The sequence below is a fragment of the Alteromonas sp. BMJM2 genome (genome assembly GCF_027257845.1).
GTDB lineage: Bacteria > Pseudomonadota > Gammaproteobacteria > Enterobacterales > Alteromonadaceae > Alteromonas.
In genome coordinates, this window is the sequence record NZ_JAPVOT010000019.1 from 62851 (window position 1) to 71833 (window position 8983).

6 protein-coding genes are annotated in these 8983 nt (G+C 43.7%); 1 reads left to right on the top strand and 5 read right to left on the bottom strand.

Annotated elements, in window-relative coordinates; genetic code table 11:
• Positions 1–55: 55 nt before the first annotated feature.
• The 5 genes from O9X84_RS16230 to O9X84_RS16250 form a co-directional block, all read right to left on the bottom strand.
• Positions 56–622, bottom strand: coding sequence for an ankyrin repeat domain-containing protein (locus O9X84_RS16230; RefSeq protein ID WP_269520725.1), 567 nt, complete (start codon positions 620–622; stop codon positions 56–58).
• Between the two features lie 111 nt (positions 623–733).
• Positions 734–2350 (bottom strand): catalase, encoded by a 1617-nt coding sequence (locus O9X84_RS16235; protein ID WP_442864549.1) that lies wholly within the window; start codon positions 2348–2350, stop codon positions 734–736.
• On the bottom strand, positions 2347–2523 hold the full coding sequence (locus O9X84_RS16240; RefSeq protein ID WP_269520726.1) for a hypothetical protein: 177 nt from the start codon (positions 2521–2523) through the stop codon (positions 2347–2349). Before O9X84_RS16240 ends, O9X84_RS16235 begins: the two co-directional genes overlap by 4 nt.
• A gap of 449 nt (positions 2524–2972) precedes the next feature.
• On the bottom strand, positions 2973–4334 hold the full coding sequence (locus tag O9X84_RS16245; protein ID WP_269520727.1) for an alkaline phosphatase PhoX: 1362 nt from the start codon (positions 4332–4334) through the stop codon (positions 2973–2975).
• A 153-nt stretch (positions 4335–4487) separates the two neighbouring features.
• On the bottom strand, positions 4488–7064 hold the full coding sequence (locus O9X84_RS16250) for a sensor domain-containing protein (RefSeq protein WP_269520728.1): 2577 nt from the start codon (positions 7062–7064) through the stop codon (positions 4488–4490).
• Between the two features lie 433 nt (positions 7065–7497).
• Between O9X84_RS16250 and O9X84_RS16255 the strand changes: the two genes are divergently transcribed.
• On the top strand, positions 7498–8475 hold the full coding sequence (locus O9X84_RS16255; RefSeq protein ID WP_269520729.1) for a transposase: 978 nt from the start codon (positions 7498–7500) through the stop codon (positions 8473–8475).
• Positions 8476–8983 lie beyond the last annotated feature (508 nt).

Consider the following 8983-nt stretch of genomic DNA (forward strand, 5'->3'; position numbering starts at 1 on the left):
CTGATTCGCACAGTGAATAGGTATTTAGAGCATCCTGACTGTTACAGTTTAAAGATCATTTATTTTCTTTTGAAGCAACAAGAGATGAAGCTAAGTCGTAGTTTCCCTGAGAAATAGCGATATCTGCCACTGAATTACCCGACTTGTCTTTATGATGAGGGTTGGCGCCCTTTTCAAGTAGTGAAGCGATGACCTCTTTACGATCGAACAAGCTTGCAAACATTAACGCTGTTTGACCCTGCTGATTTGATTCATCCACATGGCAATCGGCGAAAATGAGTTGTTTAGCAACGCCAGCATGTCCTTTAAAAATAGCGCCCATTAGTGCTGTATTCCCCCTGTTATCTTCTTGACAAGGATCGGCATCGCTCTGAGCAATTAAAAATTCAACGGTTTCTGAGTGACCGTGGTAAGCCGCTAAAATCAGCGCAGTGTAGCCCTTTTCATCAGCGATGTTGGCATTAATGCCTGCGTCAAAAAACGCATGTAATATTTCATTATTACCGTTACGTGCGGCATCAAAATAGCGACTCTCTAAGTCGTTTATTTGAGTATTAGCTAATGATGATAGGGAAACGATGAAGAGACAAAGTGTTAAGCCGCGAACAATTATTTGATTCATTGTGTAGTACCTCTTGCGAATTTTACATTTTAAGTGGGCAGTGCCAGAAGGCGTGAGCAATACGGCGTGAGCAAACTGCCACACGCCTTTTTGCTAGTTTAAGTAAGTTAGTTACTGCATAAGTGCTGTTAAACTTTCTGCCACTTTCTTCGCTTTAGCAGCGCGGGTTGCCTGCTCTTTCATTAAGGCTTTTGCTTCACTGCGTACTTGCGAAATGGATACCTTAGCGAGTTTAGCTACGCCAGTACCGTACTCTTTGTCCGCGTTATACATAAAGGCACTAATAATAACGCGAATTTCTTCTTCCGGTACCGAGGCCAATGCACCGCCTAGGTTATCTATCAGATTCTTGCGACCTTGTTTATCAAGGTTGCGATAGAACTCACCTGCCTGTTTGAAGTTCTGTTCTTTGTAAAACGGAATTTGCTGCGTCATACCTGCAAGGGGTTTACTTGAGTAACGGTATGCGGGGTCTTCATTCAAATTTAAGCGACGGCTAGGTTGATAATTAACATCACGGTTAGTAGATGTAGTGCGAAGCTGACCGTGTTGCTCGTGGTTGTTAATTTCAACATTTTTAGGCGCGTTTACTGGAATACGGTAAGCGTTAACGCCTAAACGATAGCGCTGGGTATCTGCATAAGAGAACAGTCGACCTTGTAGCATTCTGTCTTCTGACGGCTCAATACCTGGAATAAGGTTGCTTGGTGCGAATGCCGCTTGTTCAGTGACTTCAAAAAAGTTATCCGGCACGCGGTTTAATACCATGCGTCCAATTTTGCGTGACTCGACTAGCGACTCGGGCCAAATTTTTGTTGTATCGAGAGGGTTAAACTCAAAATCGTCTAACTCTTCTGGCTCAAGCTCTTGCAAATACAAGTCCCACGACGCTGTCTCACCGTTTTCGCCGATGCGAGTGTACACATCTGTGGTGTGAGGCTGGAAGTCCTGCCCCTGCATCTTAGCGGCTTCCTGAGCCGTAAAATTCTTTATAGGTTGATTCGCTTTCCACGTAAATTTCACATATTTCACGTTACCTTCGTCATCGACAAACTTAAACGCGTGAACGCCCGAGCCGTCCATATTCAAATAACTGGCCGGCGTGCCGTAGTCAGAAAAAAGCATAGTTAGCGTGTGCGTTGATTCCGGAACGTGAGAGAAGAAATCAAATATGCGCTTAGCATCTTGCTTGTTCGTTACCGGCGACGGCTTGAATGCGTGAACCATATCTGGAAATTTGATGGCATCGCGAATAAAGAAAACTGGAAAGTTGTTGCCTACTAAATCCCAGTTACCCTGTTCAGTATAGAACTTTACCGCAAAGCCTCGAGGGTCACGCAAGGTTTCAGGAGAAAGGTGACCATGCACGACTGATGAAAAGCGCACAAACACTTCAGTCTTTTTACCTTCACCTTGGAAAGGCGCTGCCATTGTATCTTCAGATAGGTCTTCGTAGTTTTCATAATAGCCATGAACACCCACACCGCGGGCATGAACCACACGCTCTGGAATGCGCTCGCGATCAAACGCCGCTAACTTTTCAATAAGGTGAGAGTCTTGCAGTAAAACTGGGCCCCATGGACCTGCTGTTTGTGAGTTCTGGTTATCGCCCACTGGTGCGCCATTTTGACGAGTAAGGGTATCTGCACTCACGCCAAGTGCAAGCATGCTAGCGGTAACGCCGCCTAAGATAAATTTAGATAAGGTAGATTTTAATGCAGTACTCACAGCTGAACTCCTACGTGAATGTTGATGCGGGATTGGGTATTTTTAACTTCAACGCAAACTTGGTCGCCATAATAGTTATCAGCGTAGTTGCATCGTGTTTGAACAGATTGGTTAGTAGTGGAGGAAACACGATGGCCGTTCGCCGTTGATAGTTTTTTTAGTAATGTGTTCATTTGATTCTCCTTGTTAAGTTAGGAGCATTATTATCAATTTAAAAAAACTATTAAAACGACTAAAACTGATTTATAAGATTGATTTAATAGATTGTAAAGATGCTTGCTAATCGAGAAATATCATGAACTAGGGTATAACGTAGGGAGTACTAAGCAGAATAGGAGACAGCAAGGAAAATAGAGGTTAACGAGAAAAGTAAAAAGCAAGTTAGACCTGAATGATGTGAGGGTTGGGAAAGGCGTATATGGGAACTGATTAAAGCTAAGTAATTGATAAATTTGAGCGCATATTTGTGTATGAACGCGAGCGTTAGTGCGGGTGTTAGCACAGAGGCTGGACATAAATACGCCGCTGCCATAACAACTTATAAAAGCGGCGTAGATATCAAGGAGGTAGGTGAATACAAGTGACGGTTGACCACAGAAAGCGCAGTCTTTCCTACTAAACGCTAACTGCTAAGCCAGGGGCCAGTGATAGCCAACGTTTTACTAGGGGAATAAACATTAACAAAAAGAGTGCGGCCGTCAGGAGAAAAACAGGCTCCGGCAAGTTCGGTTTGTGCATGCAATTTAGCAAAGTTATATACCTCACCCCCAGGGGTTATCCCACGAAGGTGGTTATCAACTATATCAGTGTATTGGTCTTCGCATACTAGTAAATGACCGTTTGGACACACCGTTAAATTATCGCCAAAGTTGTACAAGTTTTTATCTTCACTTTGCAAGAACAGTTGAAGTTTATCGGCTTTGCCATCAAGTGATGGCACCACACGCATTACCTGCCCTAACTGTTTTTCTCCGCCGTTGGTGCAGCAAAAATATAACTCTTCATCACCCCAGTGCATACCTTCCCCACGAGCAAACAACGCAGCGCCTTTCTCATAGGCCTGTAAACGAAGATCATCCTCTGGGCTTTCTGGATCATCTAAATCTACCCACTCAATATCAAACCACTGTCCTGTTTCCATAGACGGGTTATTCCAATTCCGTGAATCGAACTGGGGTTTACCAACCACTTTAAGGGCTTGCAGCTTGCCGCCATCTGCCAATTTGGCAGGGGTATTCGGTACAAACCTATACAGTACGCTATCGCCTCGGTCTTCAGTGAGATACACCATTCCATTGCGAGGGTCTACGCTTGCGGCTTCATGATTAAATCGCCCCATGGCTTTAAGAGGCTCGGGTTGCGTCATCGATGTGGCAGAGGCAGGCACCTCAAAAATATAGCCATGGTCTTTGCTCACCACGCCGTTTGGTTTATCTACCGATTCCTCGCAGGTAAGCCATGTACCCCACGGAGTAATACCGCCTGAGCAGTTGCGCACAGTGCCGCTTAAACTGATAAATTCCCGCTCAACCTTGTGGGTTGAAAGATTATAAACAAGAGTGCTTGTGCCCCCAGGCAGCGCAGTACCTTCAAACCCACTTCCCTCGCCATAGGAGTCGTAAGCTAAAGCCGGAGAATGCTGTTGAATAGACTGAGGCTGCTTTTCAATATGTGTGGGATGTAACTCATGATTGCGAACCAGCGCGACACGTTCTTCATCAAGGCCAAAACAGCCCATACCGTCGGCTCTATCGGGCACGTTCAGGCCATCCGACATGGCATCGCCAAATTGAGATATTACTCGGTAGGAAAAGCCTTCTGGCAAATCTAATAGTGAGTTTTTGTCTTTTATAAGGTTACCGTAGCCCGTTGAAATTGGCATTGCAGAAGCTACTGCCTTGCTAAGTTGGCTTTTGCCAAACGCACTTGACGCAAGGCCACCAAAAGCCAGTGAGCCCAACATAAACTGTCGCCGTGTAATCATACTAAACGCCCCAAAGATGCTCGTGATAAGAAGGTAGAAAGGTAGCGCTCAACAAGCAAGACCTAAGTTCACAAGTACACATAAATCATCGCCATTAATTGTTATAGTATAACAGTTAATGGCAAAAACAATCATTAAGGACGTGGCATATTTTTACTTTAGCCTAGTACTGGTGTTGGCGCTCAGATTAGTATTGTGCCAGTGCTCCACAGGCATAGGCTTTGAAAAATAATATCCCTGAAAACGATTGCACCCTTTGCTGATTAAGTATTCAACTTGCTCTGGAGTTTCTACCCCCTCAGCAATGGATGTCACATTAAGGGCTCTTGCCATATCAATGATTGCATCAACTATAGGCGAGCCATTGTGATTGCTGTGTGTGCCGACATCATCTATGAATATTTTGTCTATCTTTAGCTCACTAATTGGAAGCTCTTTTAGATAGGCCAGACTGGAGTAGCCAGTTCCGAAGTCATCAATAGAAAAGCGGAAGCCGCATTTTGCTAGCTGAACCATAGTATGTTTAACAGTATCGATATCTACTACTAACGCCGTTTCAGTAAGCTCTAACATAATCATTTGGGTAGGAATACCATAATAATTAACTCTCGCTAGCAAAGAAGAGGCAAAGTCTGGCAGTACAATTTGTTTGGCACTTATATTAATAGCAACACACAAGTCTAAACCTCGCGCGATAAACTGCTTCAGGGTTTTGAGAGTTTCATCGATAACCCAATTCCCAATGTCGCAGATAATATGACTTTCTTCTGCAATGGATATGAAGTCGCCAGGACTCACTGTACCCAGCTCACTAGAATGCCAGCGAACTAAGGCCTCAAACGACGTGGTAACCCCTTGATGATTTACTTGGGGTTGCAAGGATAGAGATAGCTCTTGTTTTTCTAGGGCTTGGCGTAAATGCGATTTGATGGCGAGGTAGCGATCGAACTCTTGCATGCCATCATCAGAAATATGGCAAAGTCCGAATGGGGCTGATTTCTTAGCCCGCTTAACCGCGTTTTCTAGCACATTAACCACGCGCTCATAGTTTTGCTTATTTGCTTCAAATACCGCGCTTCCCAAGGATGCACTAAGTGACCAGTTGCCATCTTCGGTATCTATGTCGTAGTGGCGAGGATTAATAAGTGCGTTCTCGATTAAGCTGGTATCAAAACGATAAATGTCAGCTTTCTTATAGGTCTTTTTAGACATGATAATAAAGCTGTCGCCCGCAAATTTATAAATATGATATTCATGACCTATGATAAACAACAGCTTTTCAGCAATGGCTTGAAGCGCATTATTTGCATTAGAATAGCCAAGGCGGGTATTAATTTGCGCCATATTGTCCATATCAAGCAATAAAATATGCATATATTCTTCATGCACTGCGGCCCGCAAGATTAAGTCTTTGCACTCTTTTTGAAACCACTGGCTATTGCGTAAATGGGTGACACTGTCGGTATAGGCTAGGTTATAGATGGTATCCTGCGCGGCAATACGCTCACTAATATCGCGCACGACGCCGATATATATTTTTTCCCCTAAATCCGTACTTTCAGACAGCGATAGCTCCATTTGAAATACCGAACCGTCCTTGCGCTTTGCCGGAAGCTGTCGACCAGTTCCGATAATTTGCGCGTTTCCGGTACGCTCGTAATTCGCCATATACCTAGCGTGATTTGATGCATACGGCTCGGGCATTAATACCTCAACCGACTTCCCAATAAGTTCGCCATCATCATAACCAAAGATTTTAAGCGTGATGTCGTTGCAATGAAGAATTATGCCTTTTGAATCTATGCTTACTACCGCATCGTTTATACTGTCGAGGATATTCTGTATTCGGCTTGCCCGCTCTTCGCTTAGTAGAACAGTGCTTTTGTAATTTGTGATGTCTTCGAATGCACCGAAATAACGACGTATATTTCCCTCATCGTCTAACTCGTGTTTGCCAGAGGTGCGGACCCACTTTTTATCGTTGTTTGCCGATATAATTTGCCCTTCAATATCGTATGGCGTGTTCTGTTCTAACAACTCGTTAAACGCTGACTGAACGGCAGCTTTAGACTCTGGCTTATAGAATGTTAAGGCTTGCTCAACATCGATGGGGACTTTCAAGAGCACGTTGTGTATTGCGTAGGTCTCTTTAGACCAAAAAAGCTTCCTATCCTGTGGGTAGTATTCCCATGCCCCAGTTTTTGAGAGACTACTAACCTCATCGAGTAGAGATAAGTTATTAATTGTGCGGGTTTCTAAGTAATATTTTTGTAGGCGCGTAGCAATTAGCTTCGCGTTTGCGTGAAATCCAGCTTTATAGAGTTCGATGCCGGGTTGAGGTGAATTAAAAATAGCGACCAAAACCCCGACATTGCGTCCGAGCTCATTGAAAAGCCCAGCGCCAAGATAGGCCTCAGCACCTATTTGTGAAAGAGAGCCGTCATCTGGAAATTGAGAGCACACCGCACTTGAGTAAGCACATACGCCGGTTTGTAAAACCTGCTCACAAGGTGAGCCCTGCAAGGAGTACTCGAACAGCTCGCTGGCTTCACACTGCTGTTGAATGCCGATGAGCACTGAAACACGGTCATTGTCTCGAACACCAAGTAGTAAATAATCCGCTTTCAACGACGCGTTGTATTCAACAAGCTCATCAAAAAATTCTTGCCTGTATTTATGAACAAGGCTGCGAAACTCAGCCTCTTCGTAAACCGTATTATGCGAAAACATAGCCGCCTATTACTCAACACAAACCAATTAAGCGCATTTATGTTGGTAGAGTTGATGAATGGAAAGACACAGAAGAACGCTAAAACGATGCCTTAGCCTTTAGTAGTATAATAGTAGAGTCTGTATCACAGTCAATTGATTAATAGTGACAGGCATCAAAAATACTAATATAAACAATAACTAAGTGAATTCTAATATACTAAATAGGGAGTTTTTAGCTTACTACTTATTGAGACAGGCACCTTACCTCCCCCCCTCGATACTTATGGAGACAGGCACCATAAGTCATTTTTAAGTCACACCTATAGAGACCACCTATAGAGACAGTCACTATTCAAACACTCAGATAAACAAAACTGTACCTCAATACACTTTCTTTAACCTAGATAGCTATACACACTAGTAATTGAATAACCCAGAGTTAGAAAACTTGATGCCAAAAGCCAGAAAATCACAAATTAGTTTATCAGACACGCCCTATTATCATTGCGTATCTAGATGTGTTCGCCGAGCGTTTTTGTGCGGTTCTGAGCACGGAAAAAGCTTCGAACATCGCCGTCAATGGGTTGAAGATCGTATTCATGTTCTGAGTGGGGTATTTACTATTGATGTGTGTGCTTATGCGGTAATGAGCAATCACACCCACCTAGTGCTCCATATTTGTAGAGAAGAGGCGCAGGCGCTCACTACAGATGAAGTAATTCAACGGTGGCACATCCTATACAAAGGAACCGTATTAACACAGAGGTATGCTTTACAAGAAACAAGAAAAGACCTTAGTGATGCTCAAATAGAGTCAGTGGAAAGCACAGCGGAGATTTGGCGAACGCGCTTACACGATATTAGTTGGTTTATGAGAGCCTTGAATGAATATATCGCTAGAGCCGCAAATAATGAGGATGACTGCACCGGACACTTTTGGGAGGGACGGTTTAAGTCACAAGCACTATTAGATGAGGGCGCTCTTGCTGCCTGTATGGCATATGTTGACCTAAATCCAGTTCGCGCTAAGTTAGCCGTTTCCCCTGAGACCTCTAGGCATACGAGTATCCAGTATCGTATTCGTGCTGCCAAAGCAGGCAAGATACCGAAACGCCTTATGCCGCTAAAATATAGCCCTCAGCAGAATAGCGAGAATAGTCTACCTTTCAGTCTCGTCGACTATCTTCAGTTGGTCGATGCCACTAGCCGCTACATCTCTCCCAATAAGCGAGGCAAGATACCCAACAAAGTACCTAACATTCTTGACCGACTTAATATTGGCAATGAAAAGTGGTTGATATTAACCACACAATTTGAAGTTTGTTTTAAACAAGCGGCAGGCCAGGTGATTAAACTTGAACAATATGCTCATAACCGAAAGCAGCTGAGAGTTCATGGGAAGCACCATGCTATGCGCTTATTCGGGTAGGTTAATATCGCATCAAACGACATAATTGTAATAGGGTTGAACTTTAATAAAGTATTGGCTGCACCATAGAATTCGCTTCATTACGCTAAATCATACTGTTTCAACCTAGCTCCATCACCTGTTTACCTAATAAAACACACCCCTATCGTAATTAAATTTATAAATAGCGCTCGATATTTGGCGTTTTTTGATTGTTCTTTATGCCTGTCTTTATAGTGGCTGGTTTGTTGTGACGGCTGGTTGTTGGGACTGTCTAATTAGTCATAGTCTAATTAGTAGCTTTGACTTGCCAAGGGTACTTATTATGCGTGTCTTGAAAATAGCAGGCTGCAATTACGGGAACGGCTAGTCTAAAGTGCCTGTCTCTTTAGTAAATCGAGGGCATATCGAGTAGGGTGAGGCGTCACCGCCTCATCCCTCTCACAGAACCGTACATACGGGCCTCGTATACGGCTCATGCACATAATCATTTAGCGTAGTTGCTAAACACATATCCCGTTGCAACATT